Source organism: Citrobacter sp. H12-3-2, assembly GCF_009649895.1.
Lineage (GTDB): Bacteria > Pseudomonadota > Gammaproteobacteria > Enterobacterales > Enterobacteriaceae > Citrobacter > Citrobacter portucalensis.
On the sequence record NZ_CP045837.1, the window covers coordinates 4,145,421 to 4,168,299 of the forward strand.

Sequence of the window (22,879 nt, forward strand, 5' to 3'; positions counted from 1 at the left end):
GACAGGTTTCAGAAGAGGTAGCGTGACCCATATCAGGGCCACGCATTAATGATTACAGCAGATCGCCGATCATTTTTTCCAGTTTACCCTGGTCTACAGCAAACTTACGGATACCGTCCGCCAGTTTGTCTACAGCCATCGGATCCTGGTTGTGCTGCCACAGGAACTCAGCTTCGGTGATGCGTGCAGGACGCGCTTTCACTTCACCAGAGAAGGACAGTTTACGTTCGATAGTGCCTTCGCTTTCCGCCAGTTCTTTCAGCAGTGCCGGAGCAATAGTCAGACGATCGCAGCCTGCCAGCTCAATGATTTCGCCGACGTTACGGAAGCTCGCACCCATCACCACGGTTTCGTAACCGTGCTGTTTGTAGTACTCATAGATTTCCGTTACGGAAACCACACCCGGATCTTCTGCCGGTGCATACTCTTTCTTGTCAGTGTTGGCTTTGTACCAGTCCAGAATACGACCAACAAACGGAGAAATCAGATATACGCCAGCTTCTGCACATGCGCGCGCCTGAGCGAAGGAGAACAGCAGAGTCAGGTTACAGTTGATACCTTCTTTTTCCAGCTGCTCAGCGGCACGGATGCCCTGCCAGGTTGAAGCCAGTTTGATCAGAATGCGATCGTTGCTGATGCCAGCATCGTTGTACATTTTGATCAGACGTTTTGCTTTCGCGATGGACGCGTCGGTGTCGTAGGACAGACGAGCGTCAACTTCAGTAGAAATACGACCCGGAACCAGTTTCAGGATCTCCAGACCGATATTTACTGCCAGTTTGTCGGTCGCGTCGACGATCTGCTGTGCGCGGTCGTTGCTCTGCTGCTTAGCCCAGGCTACAGCGTCATCAATCAGCTTGCGGTATTCTGGGATCTGCGCTGCGTTAAGAATGAGAGAAGGGTTAGTTGTGGCATCCTGAGGCTGATACAGCTTCATTGCCGCGATGTCTCCGGTGTCGGCCACTACTGTGGTGAACTGACGAAGGGAGGTCAATTTGTCCGTCATGATAGCGATTCTCTTTAAACAGCTTGTTAGGGGGATGTAACCGATCTTCCCTGATGATAGCACGACGCACTCTCAGCGCAACCGCCTGGATTGTCCGACCCGCCGCTCAGCCCTGATTACGCATCTCACAGCTCGTGATGCGCAATTAAGGATATACCTATTGTTATGGTAAACTCCCGCAATCAATCACCTTATAAGGTATATACTGGTCGATAATTGGTAGCGCTTACACGGGATTATTCGCGCTTACCGGCATCAACAAGAGGGATGTTAATGCCTGATTTTTTCTCATTTATTAATGAAATACTCTGGGGATCGGTGATGATCTACCTCCTGCTTGGCGCAGGATGTTGGTTCACCTGGCGTACAGGGTTCGTGCAGTTCCGCTATATTCGCCAGTTTGGCAAAAGTCTTAAAAACAGCATCAGCCCGCAGCCGGGCGGTTTAACTTCTTTTCAGGCTCTGTGCACCAGTCTTGCCGCGCGCGTCGGTAGCGGAAATCTGGCGGGTGTGGCGTTGGCGATCGCCGCCGGCGGCGCGGGAGCCATTTTCTGGATGTGGGTCTCGGCGGTCATTGGTATGGCAACCTCATTCGCCGAATGTTCCCTTGCCCAGCTGTATAAAGAGCGCGACAGCAAGGGACAGTTTCGCGGCGGTCCTGCATGGTATATGGCCCGTGGATTGGGCATGCGCTGGATGGGCGTGCTGTTTGCCATCTTTTTACTCATTGCCTATGGCCTGATTTTTAACAGCGTGCAGGCAAACTCAGTCTCTCGTGCGTTGACCTTTGCTTTTGACATTCCTCCCCTCTTCTCCGGTATCGCACTGGCGATAGTGTCATTACTGGTCATTGTCGGCGGCATTAAAGGCGTTGCCCGCCTGATGCAATGGTTTGTTCCGATGATGGCGCTGCTGTGGATCGGTTGTAGCCTCGTCATCTGCCTTTGGCATTTCGGACAGCTCCCCGGCATTATCATGACCATCATAAAAAGCGCCTTTGGCTGGCAGGAAGCCGCGGCCGGTGCAGCCGGGTATACGCTAAGCCAGGCCATTGCCAGCGGTTTTCAGCGCGGTATGTTCTCTAATGAAGCCGGAATGGGCTCAACTCCGAACGCAGCTGCCTCGGCAGCATCCTGGCCGCCACACCCTGCCGCACAAGGCATTGTGCAAATGATTGGTGTATTGGGCGATACGCTAATTCTTTGTACGGCCAGCGCAATGATCATTTTACTGGCGGGTAATGGCACCACTTATGTGCCAATGGAAGGCATCCAGTTGCTGCAACGAGCCATGGTCTCGCTGACGGGTGAATGGGGGGCCGGATTCGTTGCCTTAATAGTGATTCTGTTTGCCTTTAGCTCTATCGTCGCCAACTACATTTATGCGGAAAACAACCTCATTTTCCTGAAACTGGACAACATCCGGGTTATCTGGTTATTACGTATTGCCACCGTTTGCACCGTCATTGGCGGTACGTTAATCAGTTTTCCGCTGGTCTGGCAACTTGCCGACATCATCATGGCCTGTATGGCCATTACTAACCTGACGGCGATTCTGCTGCTTTCTCCGGTTGTACATACCATCGCCAGCGACTATCTGCGCCAGCGAAAACTCGGGGTGCGCCCGGAATTCGATCCGCGCCGTTATCCTGATATCAGACAACAGCTTGCACCCGATAGCTGGGATGAAACGCCGCGCGAATAGCGCGGCAATCGCAACCATCGATCAATTCAGTCGTTTTTTTTGCTAAAGTCGCAGTAAATTTCCTGCAAGGACTGGATATGCTGATTCTGATTTCACCTGCAAAAACGCTCGACTACCAAAGCCCGCTGGCAACGACACGTCATACGCTGCCCGAGTTGCTGGATCACTCTCAGCAGCTTATTCACGTGGCACGCCAGCTCTCTGCACCGCAGATTGGCAAGCTGATGGGGATTAGCGACAAGCTGGCGGATCTGAACGCCACCCGTTTCCATGACTGGCAGCCTGACTTCACACCGGACAATGCACGTCAGGCCATTCTGGCGTTTAAAGGCGACGTCTATACAGGGTTGCAGGCTGAAACCTTCAGCGAGGCGGATTTCGACTTCGCTCAACAGCATTTACGGATGCTGTCCGGGTTGTACGGCGTTTTGCGTCCGCTGGATTTGATGCAGCCTTACCGTCTGGAGATGGGCATTCGTCTGGCCAATGCGAAGGGTAAAGATCTCTACCAGTTCTGGGGAGATACCATCACCGATAAACTTAACGAAGCGCTGGAAGCGCAAGGCGACAGCGTGGTGATCAACCTCGCCTCGGATGAGTATTTTAAATCCGTGAAGCCGAAAAAACTCAACGCTGAGCTTATCAAACCGGTCTTCCTCGACGAGAAGAACGGCAAGTTTAAAGTCATCAGCTTCTATGCCAAAAAAGCGCGCGGCCTGATGAGTCGCTACATTATTGAGAACCGCTTAACGCAACCGGAACAGCTGACCGCATTTAACAGCGAAGGCTACTTCTTTGATGAAGAAGCATCAGGAAACGGAGAACTGGTGTTTAAACGCCACGAGCAATAGTAAAAAGGCCGGATGACGGCTAACGCCTTATCCGGCCTACAGGTTTTGTCGGCCCGCTATGCAAAGCGCCAGCGGGCGCAACCGTTAACCGCGGGTCATCATCAGCTTGCGCAGTTCAGCAAAATCAGCTGGCAGGTGATGAGAAAGCAGCGGCAGGTCCGCGCGTTCCGCCAGTTCTTTTGGCAACGCCAGCGTCAGGTCAAGAATCTCTTCAACGCTTTCTTTAAACTTCGCCGGATGCGCAGTACCAAGGAACAGGCCGTACTCGCCAGGATTCAGTTGGTCACGCAGCGCTCGGTAAGCCACCGCCGCATGCGGTTCTGAGGTGTAGCCTATCTCATGTAACTCACGCATCGTGTCCTGAGTCGTCGCATCGTCAACAGCGGCATAACCCAGCTCATTCAGACGCCAGATTTTACGGCGGAACAGTTCTTCCACGCGCGGCCAGTTGTTCGGCTGGCTGACATCCATCGCATTCGACAACGTTGCCTGGGTCGCTTTCGGCGCCCACTCACCTTCTGCAAGGAAACGCGGAACCGTATCGTTAACGTTAGTCGCCGCGATAAAACGCTTCACCGGCAAGCCCAGTGATTTCGCCAGCAGCCCGGCGGTCAGATCGCCAAAGTTACCGCTGGGAACGGAAATCACCAGTTGATTACGCGCCTCTTGCGGCAGTTGGGCCACAGCCTCAAAGTAGTAACAGATTTGCGCCAACAGACGGCTGATGTTAATTGAGTTAGCCGAGTTCAGCCCCAGAGCCACCTTCAGCTCTTCGTCATCAAACGCCTGTTTCACCAGCGCCTGGCAAGCATCAAAATCGCCATCAATCGCCACAGTTTCAATGTTACCCCCCAGCGTACAGAACAGCTTTTCCTGTAATGGGCTGATCTTGCCGTTCGGGTAGAGGATCACCACGCGCACATTTTTCAGGCCATAAAAGGCATGTGCAACCGCCGCCCCGGTGTCTCCGGAGGTCGCCGTCAGAATCGTTACCGGTTTGTCGCCACTGATGTGCGTCAGCATCTGCGCCATAAAGCGCCCGCCAAAGTCTTTAAATGCAAGCGTAGGGCCGTGGAACAGTTCCAGACAGCCGACATCCGCGGCAACCTGGGCAACCGGAGCCGGAAAGGCAAATGCCGCACGCACGCGCTCTTCCAGAATTTCCTGAGGGATCTCATCACCAATAAATGCGGACAGGATCTTCGCGCTGCGGCTAACGAAGTCCTGGTTCAGCATCTCATCCACTTCTGTCAGATTGAATTCCGGTAGATCGTGCGGAAAAAACAATCCCTGATTCTTGCCTAGTCCTTGCGTAACAGCCTGTGCAAAGCTGACCTGTTCGTTGTGATCTTTCAGATTATACAGTTTCATTGATTATCCCAGTACCCGTGCGCCCGCCGTGTCCAGCCGGCAAATATGAACAAAGCCTTCCTGATTTTGCAGGTAATTTTTACCCAGCCAATCTGCTACGCGCTGTGCCGTATCCGGCTTATCGCACAAAGCGAACAGCGTCGGCCCAGACCCAGATATACCGCTGGCCAGTGCGCCAATTTCTGCGACCGCCTGACGCGCCTGGCTAAAGCCTGGCAGCAAGCGGGTACGATACGGCTCAGCAATGACATCTTTCATCAGCTTCGCGGCCAGAAGAGGCTGACGGGAATAGCAGGCATGGATGAATCCCGCCAGATGCCGCCCGTGAGCGATACAGTCCTGACGGCGATACTGCGCTGGGAGAATCGCCCGCGCTTCTGCCGTCGACACTTTAATCCCTGGATACGCCAGTACCCACAGCCACTCATCAAAGCCTGGCACCTGCTGGCTAATAATGCCGTTTTCTTCAATCATTAACTGCATACCGCCCAAAAAGCACGGGGCGACGTTATCGTAATGAATACTGCCGGAGATACGCCCTTCAAGTTCGCCCATTATCGCTAACAGGCGCGTATCGTTGAGCGGCTTACCGCAATGTTCGTTCATAGCGACTAACGCCGCCACGACGGAACAGGCGCTGGAGCCTAACCCGGAGCCAATCGGCATATTTTTTTCCAGCGTCATCGCCACCGGAACGGTTTTACCCAGCTCCTGGCAGAATCGCTCCCAACACTGGTAGACAATATTTTCACGTGGCTCGGACGGCAGTTTGTTGGCAAAGCGCCCAAGGTTGTTCAGGCTGAACTGGTCAGCCGCCTCAACGGACACCACATCACCCAACAGCGAACCGTCCACCGGAGTTACCGCCGCACCGAGTACATCAAACCCGACGCTCATATTGGCACTGGAAGCCGGGGCATAAACTCTCACCATGTCAGACTCCTAACTTCCATGAAAGGGTGCGTAGCAGGTCGGCAAAGACGCCCGCCGCCGTCACATTGTTACCTGCGCCATATCCGCGCAGAACCAACGGTAACGGCTGATAATAGTGGCTATAGAACGCCAGCGCGTTTTCACCGTTTTTCACTTTAAACAGCGGATCGTTGCCGTCTACTGCATCAATTTTCACGCGACAAACGCCGTCCTCTTCGATATTGCCAACATAGCGCAATACTTTTCCCTCATCACGGGCTTTCGCCACGCGCGCGGCAAAGACGTCATCCAGCTGCGACAATTTCGCCATAAACGCGGAAACATCACCGGAGTCATCAAACTCTTTTGGCAGGACCGGCTCAATGACAATGTCAGAAAGCTCCAGCTCACGACCAGTTTCACGGGCCAGGATCAGCAGCTTACGCGCCACGTCCGTACCGGAAAGATCGTCACGCGGATCGGGTTCGGTATAGCCCATCTCACGCGCCAGGGTGGTGGCCTGCGAGAAGCTCATGCCTTCATCCAGCTTGCCGAAAATAAACGACAGTGAGCCAGAAAGGATGCCTGAAAAACGTTGCAGTTCATCACCTGCGCTGAGCAGATTTTGCAGGTTTTCAATAACCGGCAAGCCCGCGCCCACGTTGGTGTCGTACAGGAATTTACGACGAGACTTCGCGGCGGCAAAACGCAGCTGATGATAGTAATCCATCGACGACGTGTTGGCCTTTTTGTTCGGCGTAACCACGTGGAAGCCTTCACGCAAGAAGTCGGCATATTGATCCGCTACCGCCTGGCTTGACGTACAGTCGACAATCACCGGATTGAGCAGATGGTATTCTTTCACCAGACGAATTAAGCGCCCAAGGTTGAAAGGCTCTTTCGCGCTCTCCAGCTCCGACTGCCAGTTTTCCAGATTCAGACCGTGGACGTTGGTCAGCAGGGCCTTCGAGTTCGCCACGCCACACACGCGCAGATCGATATGCTTCTTTTTGAGCCAGGTTTGCTGACGTTTAAGCTGCTCCAGCAGCGCACCGCCCACGCCGCCTACGCCAATCACAAACACTTCAATCACCTGGTCGGTGTTGAACAGCATTTGATGGGTCACGCGTACGCCGGTGGTCGCGTCATCGTTATTCACCACCACCGAAATAGAACGCTCAGACGAGCCCTGGGCGATCGCTACAATATTGATGTTCGCACGAGCCAGCGCGGCAAAGAACTTCGCCGAGATGCCGCGCAGGGTGCGCATACCATCGCCAACAACAGAGATGATGGCCAGACGCTCAGTCACCGCCAACGGCTCCAGCAGGCCTTCTTTCAGCTCGAGGTAGAATTCATCCTGCATGGCGCGTTGCGCACGCGCGCAGTCGCCCTGCGGGACGCAGAAACTGATGCTGTATTCAGAAGAGGATTGGGTGATCAGCACTACCGAGATGCCCGCACGCGACATTGCGGCAAAAACGCGCGCCGCCATGCCCACCATGCCTTTCATTCCAGGGCCAGAAACGCTAAACATCGCCATGTTATTGAGGTTAGAAATACCTTTTACCGGCAAATCATCGTCATCACTGCTGGCACCGATCAGCGTACCGGGCGCTTGCGGATTGCCGGTATTTTTAATCAGGCACGGGATCTGGAACTGGGCAATAGGGGTAATGGTGCGCGGGTGCAGCACTTTAGCGCCGAAGTAAGAAAGCTCCATCGCTTCCTGATAAGACATCGACTTAAGCAGTCGGGCGTCGGGTACCTGACGCGGATCGCAAGTATATACACCGTCGACATCGGTCCAGATTTCACAACAATCGGCACGCAAACAGGCGGCCAGTACGGCGGCAGAGTAGTCAGAGCCATTACGCCCCAACACCACTAACTCACCTTTTTCATTTCCAGCGGTAAACCCTGCCATCAGAATCATGTGGTCCGCAGGAATACGGCTGGCGGCGATGCGGCGCGTAGATTCGGCGATATCAACGGTAGATTCGAGGTAATGGCCTACTGCCAGCAATTTCTCCACCGGGTCAATGACCGTCACGTTGTGCCCGCGCGCTTCCAGCAGGCCTGCCATGATGGCGATCGACATTTTTTCACCACGGCAGATAAGCGCGGCATTGATACTATCCGGGCACTGTCCCAGCAGGCTGATACCGTGCAGGACGTGCTTAATCTGGGCAAATTCTTGTTCAACAAAGGCTTTGAGCGGAGCCAGGGGGAAACCCGGCTGTGCGGCGGCCAGACCCACCAGCAGTTCAGAGAAAATGCGTTCGGCGTCGCTGATATTAGCTAAAGCATCCTGACCACCGATGGTCTTCTCAATCATTGCCACCAGATGGTTGGTAATTTTTGCGGGGGCAGAGAGAACGGTCGCGACCTGCCCCTGTCTGGCATTGCTTTCCAGAATATCGGCAACCCGCAGAAAGCGCTCTGCATTTGCCACTGATGTACCGCCGAACTTCAACACTCGCATGGTTTACCTCATTGCCTTTGGTCGAAAAAAAAGCCCGCACTGTTTAGGTGCGGGCTTTTTCTTGTGTTTCCTGTACGCGTCAGCCCGCACCGTTACCTGTGGTAATGGTGATGGTTGTGGTAATAGTGATGCTGATGCGTTTCATGATGTTGTGTGCTCTGTAATTATTATCTGTCTGTGCTGTATTCTTTTAGGGTTAAAGTATCTGCTGACCTAAGTCAATAAATTTTTAAATTGATCACATTCCGAAACTTGTTCACGAGCGACTGCTTGCCCTTTTACTTTCAACCAAAACAGCATGTTCCCCCCACTTGAAGCCAGAATAAAAAACCACGTAACAAAAACTGATCGAAATTTTATTTTGTGATGTTTTTTTCTATATCATGTAAAAAACGGTGCAACATTGCCGTGTCTCGCTGCCCTAACAGGCCCATTCGCTGTTGCAACCAGTCCGTCAGCTTGATGTCGTCAGAAACGTTCAGCGTGGCTAATAAACGCAAAACGCGTGCGCGCAATGCCTGCAGCTGAAGCTCATCCGTCACCTCAACGTTTTTGGCCGGTTGTTGTATTAAACCTGCTAATTGATAGCAATACACCATCACCGCCTGCCCCAAATTGAGTGAAGGATAGTCAGCGACCATCGGTACACCGGTGAGTACATCTGCCAGCGCTAATTCTTCATTGGTCAGCCCCGAATCTTCACGACCAAACACCAGCGCTGCATGTTCCATCCACGTGGATTTCTCCTGTAACAGGGGAACCAGTTCGACCGGGGTGGCGTAATAATGGAACTTCGCCCGGCTACGCGCGGTGGTCGCAACGGTAAAATCAACGTCGTGAAGCGCATCGGCTAACGTTGGAAAAACGTTAATATTATCAATAATGTCGCCCGATCCATGCGCGACCCATCGCGTGGCGGGTTCCAGGTGCGCCTCGCTGTCAACGATACGTAATTGAGTGAATCCCATGGTCTTCATCGCACGGGCAGCCGCACCAATATTTTCCGCTCTGGCAGGGGCAACCAGAATAATTGTTAAACGCATTTCGATACTCTTTTTGGTCAGTCTGCAAGTAATAATGTGACGCACGTCAACATATTACGCAGCGCAAATTTACATTTTTTTAACAGAAGTCACTGAAAAAGGATTTCGCATCCGGTAAAAAATGCTAAACTATTTCCAAACTGTACTATTGCTTTTTATGTTAACAAAAGTTGTATATCCCTCTGTTTATCCATGATAATTTATTTTAAAATGGATCGCATTGGTTGGATTCATTACATTTATTAATTAGCTCGTGCAACTAGTTGTAATATTGCAATTTTGTGATGAAAGCAAACATTTGGATACGTTGATTTCATCAAACTGTTAACGTGCTACAATTGAACTTGATATATGTCAACGAAGCGTAGTTTTATTGGGTGTCCGGCATGTCTTAGCCTGTTATGTTGCTGTTAAAATGGTTAGGATGACAGCCGTTTTTGACACTGTCGGGTCCAGAGGGAAACTACCCACGACCAAGCTAATGATGTTGTTGACGTTGATGGAAAGTGCATCAAGAACGCAATTACGTACTTTAGTCATGTTACGCCGATCATGTTAATTTACGGCATGCATCAGGCAGGTCAGGGACTTTTGTACTTCCTGTTTCGATTTAGTTGGCAATTTAGGTAGCAAACATGCAGACCCCGCACATTCTTATCGTTGAAGACGAGTTAGTAACACGCAACACGTTGAAAAGCATTTTCGAAGCAGAAGGCTATGATGTATTCGAAGCGACAGATGGCGCGGAAATGCATCAGATTCTCTCTGAATATGACATCAACCTTGTGATTATGGATATCAATCTGCCTGGGAAAAATGGCCTCCTGTTAGCGCGCGAACTTCGCGAACAAGCTAACGTTGCGCTGATGTTCCTGACGGGCCGTGATAACGAAGTCGATAAAATTCTCGGCCTCGAAATCGGCGCAGACGATTACATCACCAAGCCGTTTAACCCGCGCGAACTGACTATCCGTGCTCGTAACCTGCTGTCCCGTACCATGAACCTGGGTACTGTCAGCGAAGAACGCCGTAGCGTCGAAAGCTACAAGTTCAACGGCTGGGAGCTGGACATCAACAGCCGCTCTCTGATTGGTCCTGACGGCGAGCAGTATAAACTGCCACGCAGCGAATTCCGTGCAATGCTTCACTTCTGTGAGAATCCGGGCAAAATCCAGTCTCGCGCAGAACTGCTGAAAAAAATGACCGGTCGCGAACTGAAGCCGCATGACCGTACCGTTGACGTGACTATCCGCCGCATTCGTAAACATTTCGAATCTACGCCGGATACGCCAGAAATCATCGCCACCATTCACGGTGAAGGCTACCGTTTCTGCGGCGACCTGCAGGATTAATTCAATCCTCACAGGTAAAAAAACGGCGCATTATGCGCCGTTTTTCATTTCCCCTCCGCCCTATTTCCATAAGCGAAACTCGTCACTCTGCGCAGGCAGAGGCTCCGGAATTTCTGTCGGTTTTGGTTTTGGCTGTGCCAGCGAGTGCCAGTCAAGATGACGCGTCAGGAACATCACGCCACACAACGCGACCAACAGCACGCCGGTTCCCAGCAGTAAAGAGCTGTCCTGTGAACGTAGCAGCACCCACATCACCCCATCCAACCCCAGCAGCGCCACGGTGAATAAAATACTGTTCCGCCAACTCTGTAATATCGCCTGCAGATACACCCCGTTCATTAACGCGCCTACCAGGCTTGCTGTAATCCACGCCGCCGTAAACCCAATGTGCTCAGACAATGCCAGCAGCAGCAGATAAAACATCACCAGCGATAGCCCCACCAGCAGATACTGCATCGGGTGCAGACGCAGGCTGGTCATACTTTCAAGCACGAAGAAAGACATAAAGGTCAGTACAATCAGCAGGATGGCATACTTGGTAGCCCTGTCCGTTAACTGATACTGATCCGCTGGCGTGGCGACGGCAACGCTAAATGCAGGCATTCCCTTCCAGCCAATCTTTTCGCCATCAAAGCGTTCGCCGAGGTTATTCGCGAACCAGCTGCTTTGCCACTGGGCCTTAAATCCTGACTCGCTGATTTCGCGCTTCGCCGGGAGGAAATCCCCCAGAAAGTTGGGATGCGGCCAGTTGCTGGTTAAAGTCATTTCACTGTTACGGCCAACCGGAACAACGGAGAAATCTCCGGTTCCGCTCAAATTCAACGACAGCACCATGCTCAGGTTTTGCTCCGCCCAGCTCGCGTCAGGTAGCGGTATGTGGATCCCTTGAGCTCCCCCATCCAGCCCCGTCCCTGGCTCAACGGCCAGCGATTCCCCATTGACCTGCGGCGCTTGCACCACACCAATCCCGCGCGCATCCCCCACGCCAACCACGATAAACGGTTTGCCGACGCTGACATTGGGATGGTTTAAATCGCGCAAGCGTTCGGCGTTAAACTCAGCCTTCACCGAGAGGTCATTGTGCCAGACCTGGCCTTCGTAAATACCGATTTTACGCGCTTCAACGTTCTGATTCCCCTCAACCACCAGCGACTCCGGCAGCCAGAAATGGATATAGCTGCGCTTACGCTGGATCTCTTTGCCATCCTCCAGCGAGGTGTAAAGCTCTGTCACCGGAATGGCTATCAGCGGCCCGACCATCTTTTGCGGCCCGCTGGTGCTCTGACGGATAGCATCTTCGACTTCATCGCGATAATCCGATCGCTCAACGATTATCTGCCTGACCATCGTCAGTGGTATTAACAGCAATAATATGGCGCCGCCTAAGGTGACGATTTTCCAAAACAGGGGTGATTTAAACATAGCGTTCTCCTTTGCAATATCAGCAAGGTAGAACAGCTATGTGCGGAGAATTTGAAGTTATGTGAAGTGACGGTGAAGCGTAAACGAGGCCTGGGCGCCGCCCTCTGGTCGGTTAGATAATGTCACCGTACCTTCATGCAGTCGTGCAACTTCATTGACAAACGCCAGCCCCAAACCGCTGCTCTTGTGTCCATTCTCGCGGGGCAGCGAGTAGAAGCGCTCAAAAATACGCGGCAACGCAAAATCAGGGATCCCGCTACCGCTGTCGGTAACCTGCAATGTGACCAGCTCCTCCTGCTGATGCGCGCTCAACGTAATCGTCCCGCCCTGTGGCGTGAAGTCGATAGCGTTGTCGAGCAAGTTCCCCAATGCCTGCTCCAGTAACGCGGGATCGGCAGCGACGCTAAGCGATGAAGGCAGAATGGTCAGCGTAATGTTTTTTGCCGCCAGCTGCACGCTACGCGCCTCTTTGAGCTGAGCAAAAAGCGTATCTACCTCCACCGCCGTCAACGTAATGTCCTGTCGATTCTCCAGTCGCGCCTGGCGCAGCAAAGTTTCGACCAGCGCCTGCATGCGCGCATTTTGCGTCAGAATATTATCGGTAAAACGCGCTACCACGTTTGGCGGCGGGCCTTCGCGCAATATCTCTGCCGCGCCACGAATGGCCGCCAGCGGACTTTTCAGCTCATGCGTTAACGCGTAGACATATTGCTCAATGTAGTTCTTGCCTTCGAGCTTCAGACGCATACTTTCCAGCGCCTGCGCCAGTTTGCGTAACTCGCGGCTGCCTAAATCAGGCAGTGGGACGGGGCGATTCTCGGTAACGGAGTCGGCATAACGCGCCAGCCGGGCAATGGATCGGTTTATCCACCATACCATCCCGAAGCCAATCACCAGGGCAATGCCCAGCAATACGGCGCTGGCCCACAGCATTCGCCGTTCACTGCGTTTAATCACCGGTGCCATCGCCGCATTTGGTTTGCCGACACTGAGCACGCCGATAATACGCCCACCGTCTACGATCGGCGCGGCAACGTACATCACCGAGCTTTCCGGATCGTTCGGGTTTTGCGGCGTGCTGCGGGCGCCATACTGCCCACGCAGCGTTAACCACACATCGTTCCAGCGGGAGTAGTCCTGACCGACGGCCTGGTTAGCTGAATCAAACAACACCTTGCCCTGCGCGTCCGTCATGTAGACATGGTATTCATTACGCACTTTGTTAATGCCGCTGATGTTGGCGTTAAATGGGCGGTTATGCAGCTGCGCAAATGCCTGCGCCAGCTTGCCGTTAGCCGGTGAGTCAGAGAGCACGTCATCACGCGCCAGTGCAGCCAGCAGCGTGGCGGTATCAATTAGAGTACCTTCGGTCGCCCGACGAACGCCTGGCTTAATTTCCTGCACAAAGATCGACAGAACAAACCAGGCGGCGACCGCGACAATCAGAAAATAGCCGAGCAGCAAACGCATGCCAATGCGCATCAGCAATTCCTCAGGCTGTATCCCATACCGCGATGTGTATTGATGGGGGAAAGCTCCGGATTGATAGCCCGCAGCTTGGCACGCAGCGTTTTGATGTGAGTATCAACCGTTCTGTCAAAGGTATCCTGCGCGTCTGCCCAGACTAAATCCATCAGCTGCTGGCGAGAGTAAATACGTCCCGGCGACATCAGCAATGTTTTCAGCAGCAGGAATTCATAGCGCGTCAGGTTCAACGGCATGCCGAACCAGGTAATCTGCGCGGCCAGCTCATTAAGTTCAAAATCCCCACAGCGCGTCGTCGATGAAGGCGTGGAGAATTTTTGCACCCGCCGCAGCAGCGTACGCACACGAGCGCACACCTCACGCGGCGAGAAAGGCTTGGCAACATAGTCATCTGCGCCAATTTCCAGCCCCAACAGGCGATCCACTTCATCGCTGCGCGCGGTCAGAAAGAGGATCGGCAACGCCGGGTGGCGTTCCAGTAAACGTCGGCACAGTTCAAAACCACTGATATCCGGTAGCCCGACATCCAGAATGATGGCATCAGGGCATTGCTGGCGAGATTTCTCCAGCACGGGAAATCCGCGCTCAAACGCCTCTACACTAAACCCTTCCTGTTGCAGCATGTAGATAAGCGTATCAGCGATTCCCTGCTCATCCTCAACCAACCAGATCAACGGCTGTTGCATTGTGCTTCCTTGTTATTGCCGCCACGGCATGATGGGTACCGCGCTAATGGCATTTTTGGGCGATCCATCGACCACTTTATCTGAATAGGCCAGATAGGCCAGCGCATTACGTTTCGCATCGTAAAAACGCACGACCTGTAAAGATTTAAACACCAGCGAGGTACGTTTCTTAAATACCACTTCGCCCTGAGCTTTACCGTTCTTGATTCTGTCGCTCAGTTCTACCGGCCCAACCTGCTGGCAAGAGATGGCGGCATCGGAGGTATCTTCCGCCAGCCCCAGTCCACCTTTGATGCCGCCGGTCTTCGCACGACTCACGTAACAGGTCACATTGGTAACATCCGGATCGTCAAACGCTTCGACCACAATTTTATGATCCGGCCCAAACATTTTGAACACCGTATCGACAGATCCAATCTGCTCCGCATGGGCGACCTGCGCCAACATCAGCAGAATTGAGGAAATGACTAAGCTCTTATATTTCATATTGTTACCATTCTTAAAAGTTGTTCTGCGTAATTATTAAACATTCTAAGATAAAATGTATACAGATCACAGGATTACAATAATCACGCTTTCGTATGTCCGAAAAAAGCACTTATGAGCAAAAAAAACACTGAATGCTAAAACAGCAAAAAATGCTATTATCCTCATACCTGACGTCAGGTACTCGTTGTTGAAAGGATGAGGATATTTTATGGATCAGGCTGGCATTATTCGCGACCTATTAATCTGGCTGGAAGGTCATCTGGATCAGCCTTTGTCGCTTGACAATGTGGCGGCAAAAGCGGGCTATTCCAAGTGGCACCTGCAGAGAATGTTTAAGGACGTGACGGGCCATGCTATTGGCGCCTATATCCGCGCCCGTCGTTTATCGAAATCCGCAGTGGCGCTGCGCCTGACTGCGCGTCCAATTTTGGATATTGCGCTGCAATATCGCTTCGACTCTCAACAAACTTTTACTCGCGCATTCAAGAAACAATTTTCGCAGACACCAGCGCTGTATCGCCGTTCACCGGAATGGAGCGCATTCGGTATTCGCCCGCCAATGCGACTGGGTGAATTTACGATGCCTGCGCACGAGTTTGTCACCCTGGAAGATACGCAACTGCTCGGCACCACGCAAAGCTATTCCTGCTCGCTGGAACAGATTTCAGATTTCCGTCATGAAATGCGTATTCAGTTCTGGCGCGACTTCCTTGCTCAGGCTCCGGCGATCCCGCCAGTGCTGTACGGGCTTAACGAAACGCGTCCGAGCATTGAAAAAGACGACGAACAGGAAGTGTTTTACACCACAGCACTGACGCCGGAACAGGCCAATGGCTATGTGCCGTCGGCGCAGCCTATCCTGTTACAGGGTGGCGAGTACGTGATGTTTACCTACGAAGGGCTGGGAACCGGCGTGCAAGAGTTTATCCTGACGGTTTACGGCACATGCATGCCGATGCTGAACCTGACGCGCCGTAAAGGACAGGATATCGAGCGATACTACCCGGCAGAAGATGCCAAAGCGGGAGATCGCCCGATCAACCTGCGCTGCGAATTCCTGATTCCGATTCGCCGCTAGCGCTGTAGTTCATCCAACGCAGGGGCGTCCAGATGTGAGATGTCCCCTGCCGTTTCAACGACCCATCCCGGCGCCAGCCATAAGCTTTCCTGGTAATCAACGCGAGAAATTGAACAGTTGCGCAGACGCAAGCGACGTTCAGCCCATGCCGGTAATCCCAGAATTGTGCTCACCAGGCAACCCAGCGCGATACCGTGGCTGACCAGCAGTGGACGACTTCCCGGCGGCAGCTCCAGACAGGATGCCAGCGCCGCATTGACGCGATCGCTCAGCTCCTGCATCGATTCCCCTTCCGGAATACGACCATCCACCGTGCCGTTCACCAACTGGCGACGCCAGCCCTCTTCCTCTGGCGTCAGCGTATCGATGTGACGTTTTTCCAGCACCCCCATATTCAGCTCACGCAGACGAGAATCATAGGTGATATCACAGCCGCAGGCCTGGGCGATGATTTCTGCGGTGCGTCGTGTACGACCAAGATCGCTACTGATGACATGCGTAATACCAAACGAGCGGGCGCGTTCTCCCACCTGCATGGCTTGTTGTTCACCTTTAGCGGTTAGTGGGCTGTCTGACTGGCCTTGAATACGTCGCTCGGCGTTCCACTGCGTTTCGCCATGGCGAACAAGGTATACCTGTAACATGCTTTTTTTCCGTTATATACTCGTCATACTTTGAGTAGACTCTGCGATGAATTTTCAAACTGAGCTTAATTATGCACAAGGTTATCTCTGCGACCACCAATCCTGCCAAAATTCAGGCAATTCTGCGGGCATTTGAAGAGATTTTCGGGGAAGGATCCTGCCATATTGAACCCGTCGCCGTCGAGAGTGGCGTGCCGGAACAACCTTTCGGAAACCAGGAAACGCGCACTGGCGCACGAAATCGCGTTGATAACGCTCGCCGCCTGCACCCGCAGGCTGATTTCTGGGTCGCCATTGAAGCAGGAATTGACGACGATGCCACCTTTAGTTGGGTGGTGATTGATAACGGCATTCAGCGCGGTGAAGCCCGTTCAGCCACGCTGCCATTGCCGACTGTCATTCTCGACAGAGTCCGCAAAGGTGAAGCACTCGGCCCGGTGATGTCGGACTATACGGGTATTGATGAAATTGGCCGTAAAGAAGGCGCAATCGGCGTTTTTACCGCGGGCAAGCTGACGCGCTCAAGCGTCTATCACCAGGCGGTGATTCTGGCGCTCAGCCCGTTTCATAACGCGGTGTATTTATAGCATTGTGCCGGATGTTCAATCGTAGGCCGGATAAGGCAAAGCCGCATCCGGCGGATCAATTTTTCCCGAGCAACACCTGCTCCAGCCACTGACGCAAATCCACCGGTGCGGATTTGAGGCTGTTCGACCCCCGCGTAATAGTGGCAATCCCCGCCCCGAGCTCGTTTTTAAGCTCACGCTGGCTCATCTCGCCGCGCAGCAGCTCTTCAATAATACGCACACGCGTGCCCAACGCTTCACGCTCATCCGGCGTTAACATCAAATTGAGCAGTGGCAGGTGTAAATCTTGTTCGTAGGCGTGTTTAAGTAGATCGACAAAACGTAACCACTCCTGGTGACGTTGTTCTGCCATCTCTGCTGAATAGGGTGATTGCTGAGTCATAAGATATCGCCATCGTTGCGGGGGAAGCGTGCTTGCTTCCCCCTTTTGTACTCTTTAACGAGTACGATAGCATAACACAATCGACACGATCAGTAACGACGTTGCCATTCTGCGTCGCTCATCAACTCCGGTTTATCGCCGAGGAAATAGCGATAGTACGCATCATAAGCCAGCACATTCTTCACGTAACCACGCGTCTCTGAGAATGGAATACTTTCGACAAACGCCACAGCATCAATGCGGCCAGCGCTATTGCCAAGCCAGGTGCGAACGCGTCCCGGACCGGCGTTATAGGCTGCCGACGCAAAGATGCGGTTATTGCCGAATTGCTGATATACGTACTGCAAATAGCTGGTACCAATGTTGATGTTGGTATCAGGATCCAGTAGCTGGCTTGGACTGCTGTAACCTGGAATCGAGAACATTTTCACCGTATGCGTCGCCGTGCCCGGCATAATCTGCATCAGCCCGCTGGCGCCGACCGGTGATTTCACTTTCGGGTTCCAGGCGCTTTCCTGACGCGCTATCGCCATCGCATAACTTGGCTGAATATCCTTGCCGCTGGTGTAACGGGTAAACAGATCTTTATAGGCCAATGGGAAGCGCTCTTCCAGATGATCCCACAGCTTACCGGCGATCGTCGCCTGCACGCTCAGATCCCACCAGTGATTATTGAACGCGTAACGCGCCAGTTGAGCCTGCTCAGACTTGGTGCGGCTGGTGACCAGATTCGCCCATTCACTGCGTGCGGTATTGTCCATGTTCCAGTACATCAGCTCGCGTACGCGCGCCATTTCCGGGCCCTGAGTTAACGCAGAGTCAACGTTGGCTGGGGCTTTATCCACTTTCAACTCATACTCTTCGCCCAGGCGCTGTGCCGCCACCATCGGATAGAAACCACGCTGCTGCATAAGCTGGTGCAGGATCTCTTTGGCTTCCGCATCACGTCCGCGCTCCAGCAGCAGATCAGCCTGCCAGTAGCGCCACTCGTCTTTTTCTTTTGCTTCCATTGGCAGACGTGCCAGCCACGTATTCAGGCCACGACGATCGCCGGTTCCCAGCGCCATGCGCACGCGACGCTCCACAAGCGAGGTGGAATTGGAGCGCATAATCGCATCATCACGCCATTTGGCCTGCTCGTCGGTGACGTCATTGCCCATCAGACGCCAGGCAACAATATCGCGTAGCTCCTGGGTTTGCTCGTCATTAAGCTGTTGCGCCTGTACCAGGGACGGGATCATCAGGCGGGCGTTTTCCACATCCTGACGCGCCACGCTGGCAAAGGCGACCGCCGCCATCTGTCGGGTGAAATCCGTGGCACCAGTGGTGCGAGCAAAAGTCATCACCGAATTCGGATCGTTGGCCAGCGAGATGATCGCAGAGGCAATGGTTTGGTATTGCGCGGGCATCTGTCCGGCCAGCGCCGTCACCAGACCGGTATTCCCGGCTTTCATCGCCAGACGAATACGCTCCAGATACGCCAGCGGATCCTGAGTGCCTGAGGCGCGCCATACGCCAAATAATTTGTCACAGGCGTTCGGCTGACTTTTCCCGGTCAACCATAGCTCTTTCGCGCCCTGCCAGGCTTCTTCGGTTTGCCCGGTACTCCATTTCGCGAAGTAATAGTTACATTGCGCTTCCGTGGTACCCGGTTTTTCCGGGCTGAACGCCAGCAGTCCACGCCAGTCTTCGCGGCGCGCCAGTTCATTCACGAAACGCGATTGCAGCGTACGCGCAGGGGGCAGTGTCGGATTGGCACGCACAAAATTGGTAACGGTAATGGTGGGCTGATTCATCAGATCGTCAGTGATCTGACGATATTCCAGATACGGGTACAGAGGATAGTTCTTCAGGCCGGGCATCATCTGCTCTACGACATCCATCTGTCGGTTGTCCCAGGCTTGCTTGATTTGCGCATAACGATTGCGCTGCTCATCCAGGGAGTCGGCTCGCGCCACCTGACTGACCGTCAGCAGACATACGCTGGCTGCCAGCAGGCGCCAGGTAAATTGATTGGCTTTGTCCACAAGCTCTTCCTCTTCTCATGTTACGTCTGTGCAGCATCATGCCGCTTAATTAATTCATGCTAACCAGACATTGCAGAATGCGCCACGTCACGGACACTTTTTTACTTTTGTTGCGAGTGAGATCTGCTGGCTGGGATTGAGCAATGAAAAAGGCTACACTTCGCCTTTGAAAACTCTATTCATCACTATAAAAGAGGCGAAGTCCACGTGGCTCAATTCGTTTATACCATGCATCGTGTCGGCAAAGTCGTTCCGCCGAAACGTCATATTCTTAAAAACATCTCACTGAGCTTCTTCCCTGGCGCCAAAATCGGTGTTCTCGGTCTGAACGGTGCGGGTAAATCTACCCTGCTGCGCATCATGGCCGGTATTGATACCGATATCGAAGGTGAAGCTCGCCCACAGCCAGGCATTAAAATCGGTTACCTGCCGCAGGAACCAAAACTGAACCCAGAACATACCGTTCGTGAATCCGTTGAAGAAGCGGTTGCCGAAGTGGTTAGTGCACTGAAAGGTCTGGATGAAGTTTACGCCAAGTACGCCGAGCCGGACGCCGACTTCGATAAACTGGCCGCACAACAGGGCAAGTTTGAAGAAATTATCCAGGCGCACGACGGCCATAACCTGAACGTGCAGCTTGAGCGTGCCGCTGACGCCCTGCGTCTGCCGGACTGGGACGCTAAAATTGAGAATCTCTCCGGTGGTGAACGCCGCCGCGTTGCGCTGTGCCGCCTGTTGCTGGAAAAACCAGACATGCTGCTGCTCGACGAACCGACCAACCACCTGGATGCGGAATCCGTCGCGTGGCTGGAACGCTTCCTGCACGACTTCGAAGGCACCGTAGTGGCGATTACCCACGACCGTTACTTCCTCGACAACGTTGCGGGCTGGATCCTGGAGCTGGACCGTGGTGAAGGTATTCCGTGGGAAGGTAACTACTCTTCCTGGCTGGAACAGAAAGATCAGCGTCTGGCCCAGGAAGCTTCTCAGGAAGCGGCTCGCCGTAAATCCATTGAGAAAGAGCTGGAGTGGGTGCGTCAGGGCGCTAAAGGTCGTCAGTCTAAGGGTAAAGCCCGTCTGGCACGCTTTGAAGAGCTGAACAACACCGAATACCAGAAACGTAACGAAACCAACGAACTGTTTATTCCACCTGGGGCACGTCTGGGCGATAAAGTCGTTGAAGTCACCAATCTGCGTAAATCCTACGGCGATCGCGTTCTGATCGACGATCTGAGTTTCTCCGTACCGAAAGGCGCAATTGTCGGCATCATCGGTCCGAACGGCGCGGGTAAATCTACCCTGTTCCGTATGATGTCCGGTCAGGAACAGCCTGACAGCGGCACCATCACGCTGGGTGAAACCGTCAAACTGGCCTCCGTTGACCAGTTCCGTGACGCCATGGACAACAGCAAAACCGTGTGGGAAGAAGTTTCCGGCGGGCTGGATATCATGCGAATCGGCAACACCGAGATGCCAAGCCGTGCCTACGTGGGCCGCTTCAACTTCAAAGGTGTGGATCAGGGCAAACGCGTCGGCGAGCTGTCCGGTGGTGAGCGTGGTCGTCTGCACCTGGCGAAGCTGCTGCAGGTTGGCGGCAACATGCTGCTGCTCGATGAACCAACCAACGACCTGGATATCGAAACCCTGCGCGCGCTGGAAAACGCCCTGCTGGAATTCCCGGGCTGCGCGATGGTTATCTCGCACGACCGTTGGTTCCTCGACCGTATCGCCACCCACATTCTGGATTACCAGGATGAAGGTAAGGTTGAGTTCTTCGAAGGTAACTTTACCGAATACGAAGAGTACAAGAAACGTACGCTGGGCGCCGATGCGCTGGAGCCGAAACGTATTAAGTACAAGCGTATTTCTAAGTAATTAGCGTTAAGTGCCGGATGGCGGCGTTACGCCTTATCCGGCCTACGAGGTTAGTGTGACTTGTAGGTCGAATAAGCGCAGCGCCATCCTGTCTATGATGTTAGTGCGACTTGTAGGCCGGATAAGCGCAGCGCCATCCTGTCTATGAGGTTAGTGCGACTTGTAGGCCGGATAAGCGCAGCGCCATCCTGTCTACGAGGTTAGTGCGACTTGTAGGCCGGATAAGCGCAGCGCATCCGGCATTAAAACCTACCTCTGCTCGCCCATCAACTCTTTCACCAGCTCCACACAGCGCAGGAAGCGGCCGTCGTAGTCAGGCTCCTGAACGTGCACAAAATTGATATTGTTTTCCTGCAGCATCTCGACCAGCAGCGTCTGAAACGCTTTTCTGTCAACTGAGCTTCCAAGGCTGCGTAAGCCATCCGCCACCCACGGGGTGTTGTTTTCCAGCAGGATCACCAGGTCAAAGCGATACTCATCAATAAGCGCTTGCACAAACGGGTGTTCACGCCCTTCATACTTTTTACAGAAGGCCTGAGTGGTCACGAAATCGGTGTCGATGAACGCCACTTTATTGGCGTATTTAACAGCAAAATCAATGTATTGCGCTTGTCCTAAGGCGATTTTATCGTAGTCAGAATACTGCAACGCCATCTCATCGCCGCCCAAATGGGAGAAGACATAATCACGCCCGTATTCCCACGCACTGGTGGTATTAAAAATATTGGCGAGCTTGTTCACCAGCGTCGATTTACCGCTCGACTCCCCGCCGAGGATCGCCACGGTGCGCACGAAAAACGGCTTCACTTCGGTCGGAATATACTCCCAGTAGCGAAACGGGTTTTCACGGATTTGCCCGCCGCTGATGCTCATGAACGTCCGCTTAGGATCCACCAGCACGGTTTCGATCCCCAGATGTTCGAGATACTGCGGGGCATCTGATTCTTCAGAGGTGTAGATCCAGTTTGGCTGGATCCCTTTCTCCTGCATAAACGTTTTGATCCCGTTGCTCCACACGTCCCAGCCGTGCGGATACGGCTCCATGCCTTCTTCGTTGAAGGCATGAATACGGATATTTTTCTGATACTTAAAGGTTTGCAGCAGCCAGCGTAAACGATCGGGCACCGTAGGCTGTTGCGACATGGCACTGTCTTCAAACAGGCTGCGATCGCGCGTGTCGTCATAACCCATGATGATATGCAGTTCATCGACCTGACTACAGGCGCGCTGGATAAGATAGATATGGCCGGTGTGCAGCGGATAAAACTTGCCGAATACCACACCGATATTTTTCTGCTGGCGCGGAAACTCCAGACCGAGAAAGCGGTGCAACGCCTCCAGCTTCTGCGCGCTGGGGCTTTTGATTTTGGCATTCAGCAGTTGGCTTAGGTATCCCTTGGTCATGCCACTGGCATCCGCCACCTGTTGCAGGGTACAGCCCTTTTGCTTTATGGCGGTTTTCAGATATTCAAATGACACA

The 22,879-nt window shown here is 53.2% G+C and carries 21 protein-coding genes and 1 other annotated feature; of the genes, 6 read left to right on the forward strand and 15 right to left on the reverse strand.

Annotated features, from left to right (window positions below):
- Positions 1–52 precede the first annotated feature (52 nt).
- Positions 53–1,006 (reverse strand): transaldolase, encoded by a 954-nt coding sequence (gene tal / locus GHC22_RS19720; protein ID WP_003829752.1) that lies wholly within the window; start codon positions 1,004–1,006, stop codon positions 53–55.
- A 273-nt stretch (positions 1,007–1,279) separates the two neighbouring features.
- Between tal and GHC22_RS19725 the strand changes: the two genes are divergently transcribed.
- Together GHC22_RS19725 and yaaA are read left to right on the forward strand one after the other, a co-directional pair.
- A complete protein-coding gene (locus GHC22_RS19725; RefSeq protein ID WP_020996236.1) occupies positions 1,280–2,710 on the forward strand; it encodes a sodium:alanine symporter family protein in 1,431 nt (476 codons plus the stop codon).
- Between the two features lie 77 nt (positions 2,711–2,787).
- On the forward strand, positions 2,788–3,561 hold the full coding sequence (yaaA, locus tag GHC22_RS19730) for a peroxide stress protein YaaA (RefSeq protein WP_032942329.1): 774 nt from the start codon (positions 2,788–2,790) through the stop codon (positions 3,559–3,561).
- Positions 3,562–3,645: 84 nt separating this feature from the next.
- Here the strand turns inward: yaaA and thrC are convergent, their stop codons facing one another.
- The 6 genes from thrC to yjjY all read right to left on the reverse strand — a co-directional run bounded on the left by thrC (position 3,646) and on the right by yjjY (position 9,912).
- Positions 3,646–4,932, reverse strand: a complete 1,287-nt coding sequence (gene thrC, locus GHC22_RS19735; protein ID WP_008786145.1) for a threonine synthase — start codon at positions 4,930–4,932, stop codon at positions 3,646–3,648.
- A 3-nt stretch (positions 4,933–4,935) separates the two neighbouring features.
- Positions 4,936–5,865 (reverse strand): homoserine kinase, encoded by a 930-nt coding sequence (gene thrB, locus GHC22_RS19740; RefSeq protein WP_008786144.1) that lies wholly within the window; start codon positions 5,863–5,865, stop codon positions 4,936–4,938.
- Between the two features lies 1 nt (position 5,866).
- Complete coding sequence (thrA, locus tag GHC22_RS19745) at positions 5,867–8,329, reverse strand: bifunctional aspartate kinase/homoserine dehydrogenase I (protein WP_153753762.1); 2,463 nt, start codon at positions 8,327–8,329, stop codon at positions 5,867–5,869.
- A gap of 23 nt (positions 8,330–8,352) precedes the next feature.
- Positions 8,353–8,479: a sequence feature (Thr leader region), on the reverse strand.
- Entirely contained in the window at positions 8,409–8,474 is a 66-nt protein-coding gene (thrL, locus tag GHC22_RS19750; RefSeq protein ID WP_032337689.1) for a thr operon leader peptide, read from the reverse strand. It overlaps the preceding feature by 66 nt.
- Before the next feature lie 206 nt (positions 8,480–8,685).
- Complete coding sequence (locus GHC22_RS19755) at positions 8,686–9,372, reverse strand: tRNA/rRNA methyltransferase (protein WP_003829762.1); 687 nt, start codon at positions 9,370–9,372, stop codon at positions 8,686–8,688.
- A gap of 399 nt (positions 9,373–9,771) precedes the next feature.
- Positions 9,772–9,912, reverse strand: coding sequence for a protein YjjY (gene yjjY / locus GHC22_RS19760; RefSeq protein ID WP_042998021.1), 141 nt, complete (start codon positions 9,910–9,912; stop codon positions 9,772–9,774).
- 95 nt (positions 9,913–10,007) lie between these two features.
- On the opposite strand from yjjY, the gene arcA reads away from it, so the two are divergent.
- Positions 10,008–10,724 (forward strand): two-component system response regulator ArcA, encoded by a 717-nt coding sequence (gene arcA, locus GHC22_RS19765; RefSeq protein WP_001194359.1) that lies wholly within the window; start codon positions 10,008–10,010, stop codon positions 10,722–10,724.
- Between the two features lie 60 nt (positions 10,725–10,784).
- Here arcA and creD read toward each other — a convergent pair whose 3' ends face one another.
- From creD to creA, 4 genes are read right to left on the reverse strand one after another with little or no spacing between them, the layout of a single operon-like run.
- Positions 10,785–12,146, reverse strand: a complete 1,362-nt coding sequence (creD, locus tag GHC22_RS19770; RefSeq protein WP_060682779.1) for a cell envelope integrity protein CreD — start codon at positions 12,144–12,146, stop codon at positions 10,785–10,787.
- A 57-nt stretch (positions 12,147–12,203) separates the two neighbouring features.
- Complete coding sequence (gene creC / locus GHC22_RS19775) at positions 12,204–13,628, reverse strand: two-component system sensor histidine kinase CreC (protein WP_153753763.1); 1,425 nt, start codon at positions 13,626–13,628, stop codon at positions 12,204–12,206.
- Positions 13,628–14,317: a two-component system response regulator CreB gene (gene creB, locus GHC22_RS19780; RefSeq protein ID WP_153753764.1), complete on the reverse strand. Its 690-nt coding sequence runs from the start codon at positions 14,315–14,317 to the stop codon at positions 13,628–13,630. The genes creC and creB overlap by 1 nt, the downstream gene beginning before the upstream one ends.
- Before the next feature lie 12 nt (positions 14,318–14,329).
- On the reverse strand, positions 14,330–14,803 hold the full coding sequence (creA, locus tag GHC22_RS19785; protein WP_003018998.1) for a protein CreA: 474 nt from the start codon (positions 14,801–14,803) through the stop codon (positions 14,330–14,332).
- A 211-nt stretch (positions 14,804–15,014) separates the two neighbouring features.
- Between creA and robA the strand changes: the two genes are divergently transcribed.
- Positions 15,015–15,884, forward strand: coding sequence for an MDR efflux pump AcrAB transcriptional activator RobA (gene robA, locus GHC22_RS19790; protein WP_003829933.1), 870 nt, complete (start codon positions 15,015–15,017; stop codon positions 15,882–15,884).
- Here robA and gpmB read toward each other — a convergent pair.
- On the reverse strand, positions 15,881–16,528 hold the full coding sequence (gene gpmB, locus GHC22_RS19795) for a 2,3-diphosphoglycerate-dependent phosphoglycerate mutase GpmB (RefSeq protein ID WP_003019006.1): 648 nt from the start codon (positions 16,526–16,528) through the stop codon (positions 15,881–15,883). The genes robA and gpmB overlap by 4 nt on opposite strands.
- A 71-nt stretch (positions 16,529–16,599) precedes the next feature.
- On the opposite strand from gpmB, the gene yjjX reads away from it, so the two are divergent.
- The gene (gene yjjX / locus GHC22_RS19800; RefSeq protein WP_008786139.1) at positions 16,600–17,115 is read left to right on the forward strand and encodes an inosine/xanthosine triphosphatase; all 516 of its coding nucleotides are present in this window, start codon (positions 16,600–16,602) and stop codon (positions 17,113–17,115) included.
- Positions 17,116–17,170: 55 nt separating this feature from the next.
- Here yjjX and trpR read toward each other — a convergent pair whose 3' ends face one another.
- Both trpR and sltY read right to left on the reverse strand, forming a co-directional pair.
- Positions 17,171–17,497 carry a trp operon repressor gene (gene trpR, locus GHC22_RS19805; protein WP_003837292.1) on the reverse strand — a complete coding sequence of 109 codons (327 nt, stop codon included), beginning with the start codon at positions 17,495–17,497 and terminating at the stop codon, positions 17,171–17,173.
- 89 nt (positions 17,498–17,586) lie between these two features.
- Positions 17,587–19,524: a murein transglycosylase gene (gene sltY, locus GHC22_RS19810; RefSeq protein WP_057067007.1), complete on the reverse strand. Its 1,938-nt coding sequence runs from the start codon at positions 19,522–19,524 to the stop codon at positions 17,587–17,589.
- A 207-nt stretch (positions 19,525–19,731) separates the two neighbouring features.
- Here sltY and ettA point away from each other — a divergent pair, with 207 nt between their 5' ends.
- Positions 19,732–21,399 (forward strand): energy-dependent translational throttle protein EttA, encoded by a 1,668-nt coding sequence (ettA, locus tag GHC22_RS19815; protein WP_003829940.1) that lies wholly within the window; start codon positions 19,732–19,734, stop codon positions 21,397–21,399.
- Positions 21,400–21,648: 249 nt separating this feature from the next.
- Here ettA and nadR read toward each other — a convergent pair whose 3' ends face one another.
- On the reverse strand, positions 21,649–22,878 hold the full coding sequence (gene nadR, locus GHC22_RS19820; RefSeq protein WP_003829942.1) for a multifunctional transcriptional regulator/nicotinamide-nucleotide adenylyltransferase/ribosylnicotinamide kinase NadR: 1,230 nt from the start codon (positions 22,876–22,878) through the stop codon (positions 21,649–21,651).
- Between the last annotated feature and the right edge of the window lies 1 nt (position 22,879).

Excerpts from the sequence above, each read along its gene's own strand:
- tal (WP_003829752.1), bottom strand. The coding sequence starts at position 1,006 with ATGACGGACAAATTGACCTCCCTTCGTCAGTTCACCACAGTAGTGGCC.
- GHC22_RS19725 (WP_020996236.1), top strand. The coding sequence starts at position 1,280 with ATGCCTGATTTTTTCTCATTTATTAATGAAATACTCTGGGGATCGGTG.
- yaaA (WP_032942329.1), top strand. The coding sequence starts at position 2,788 with ATGCTGATTCTGATTTCACCTGCAAAAACGCTCGACTACCAAAGCCCG.
- thrC (WP_008786145.1), bottom strand. The coding sequence starts at position 4,932 with ATGAAACTGTATAATCTGAAAGATCACAACGAACAGGTCAGCTTTGCA.
- thrB (WP_008786144.1), bottom strand. The coding sequence starts at position 5,865 with ATGGTGAGAGTTTATGCCCCGGCTTCCAGTGCCAATATGAGCGTCGGG.
- thrA (WP_153753762.1), bottom strand. The coding sequence starts at position 8,329 with ATGCGAGTGTTGAAGTTCGGCGGTACATCAGTGGCAAATGCAGAGCGC.
- GHC22_RS19755 (WP_003829762.1), bottom strand. The coding sequence starts at position 9,372 with ATGCGTTTAACAATTATTCTGGTTGCCCCTGCCAGAGCGGAAAATATT.
- yjjY (WP_042998021.1), bottom strand. The coding sequence starts at position 9,912 with ATGACTAAAGTACGTAATTGCGTTCTTGATGCACTTTCCATCAACGTC.
- arcA (WP_001194359.1), top strand. The coding sequence starts at position 10,008 with ATGCAGACCCCGCACATTCTTATCGTTGAAGACGAGTTAGTAACACGC.
- creD (WP_060682779.1), bottom strand. The coding sequence starts at position 12,146 with ATGTTTAAATCACCCCTGTTTTGGAAAATCGTCACCTTAGGCGGCGCC.
- creC (WP_153753763.1), bottom strand. The coding sequence starts at position 13,628 with ATGCGCATTGGCATGCGTTTGCTGCTCGGCTATTTTCTGATTGTCGCG.
- creB (WP_153753764.1), bottom strand. The coding sequence starts at position 14,317 with ATGCAACAGCCGTTGATCTGGTTGGTTGAGGATGAGCAGGGAATCGCT.
- creA (WP_003018998.1), bottom strand. The coding sequence starts at position 14,803 with ATGAAATATAAGAGCTTAGTCATTTCCTCAATTCTGCTGATGTTGGCG.
- robA (WP_003829933.1), top strand. The coding sequence starts at position 15,015 with ATGGATCAGGCTGGCATTATTCGCGACCTATTAATCTGGCTGGAAGGT.
- gpmB (WP_003019006.1), bottom strand. The coding sequence starts at position 16,528 with ATGTTACAGGTATACCTTGTTCGCCATGGCGAAACGCAGTGGAACGCC.
- yjjX (WP_008786139.1), top strand. The coding sequence starts at position 16,600 with ATGCACAAGGTTATCTCTGCGACCACCAATCCTGCCAAAATTCAGGCA.
- trpR (WP_003837292.1), bottom strand. The coding sequence starts at position 17,497 with ATGACTCAGCAATCACCCTATTCAGCAGAGATGGCAGAACAACGTCAC.